The following is an 831-nucleotide window of genomic DNA, read 5'->3' on the forward strand; positions in this document are numbered from 1 at the left end:
ATAGAAAGAAATCCGGAATGGGAAGATTTACGGCCAGGCGACAGCGATTCTCGGAGGACTGGGGAGATTTTATCCAGAATGGAGTGCAGGCGATTGCGAGCTTTAGCCAGGCGATTGTGAGAGGGATAGGTGCAAGCTTTAGCGGAAACTGGGATGGAACTCATGAGGCAATGAAGGAAACAGGAGATTATTGAATAAGGCAAATCGAGTGCTCTATATTCGATCACCGGAATGGTGGACTTTAACTTGTTTCTAGGAGATCTGTGAATGAAGCGGGAGGAATGTTAATCAACGTAACTTTCCTTCAAGACGAAAGTCGTTAGTATGGGGATGTTAGACTTCGGGACTTTCAAGACGGATCATAGCGACTTGAATAGATCGATAGCAGCAGGGTATGAAGAACTCGCCGATAACCGAGAAAAATACATGAGCGAAGAACACAGGGTATATTCAAGAAACGCGAATTACTTATATAAGAAATGACCAAGTAATGGATGCGATCATAACGACAGGCTTGGCGGCTTGCACGGCAATTCCAAACCCTGCATCCCCAGGATGTTTTAGTGGTTTAGTAGCTTACAAGACAGCTCGGGGAGCTTACGAGGGAGGAGTGGTTGGAGCAGGAGCAGCACTTGGAAGTGCAGCTCTTACCTCTACAATGAGGTCCACCGGATTTGGAGTGAACTTCGGATACAGTTATGCAAATGGATACAGTGCAGGAATTAACTATGGGATTCCGGGACAGACAACCGGAATCCAGGGCGGAGTCGGATACTCGCAGAGAAACGGATGGAATGCGAAGATCGGCTACGGATTTAAGAATGGTGTTAA

At 46.7% G+C, this 831-nt stretch carries 2 protein-coding genes and 1 pseudogene; all 3 read left to right on the forward strand.

All coding sequences use genetic code 11. From position 1 onward, the window contains the following. A partial coding sequence (locus LEP1GSC047_RS13065) for a hypothetical protein (protein WP_039935000.1) occupies nt 1-194 on the forward strand: 194 nt, incomplete at its 5' end. Between the two features lie 130 nt (nt 195-324). Continuing rightward, nucleotides 325-483 carry a hypothetical protein gene (locus tag LEP1GSC047_RS21675; RefSeq protein ID WP_155825682.1) on the forward strand — a complete coding sequence of 53 codons (159 nt, stop codon included), beginning with the start codon at nt 325-327 and terminating at the stop codon, nt 481-483. 7 nt (nt 484-490) lie between these two features. Beyond that, a pseudogene (locus LEP1GSC047_RS21680) lies at nt 491-831 on the forward strand (hypothetical protein); the annotation flags it as partial.

Source organism: Leptospira inadai serovar Lyme str. 10 (assembly GCF_000243675.2).
In the GTDB taxonomy this organism is placed as follows: Bacteria; Spirochaetota; Leptospiria; order Leptospirales; family Leptospiraceae; genus Leptospira_B; species Leptospira_B inadai.

Bases quoted from the DNA above. Each gene is read 5' to 3' on its own strand.
- LEP1GSC047_RS21675 (WP_155825682.1), top strand. From the start codon at position 325: ATGGGGATGTTAGACTTCGGGACTTTCAAGACGGATCATAGCGACTTG.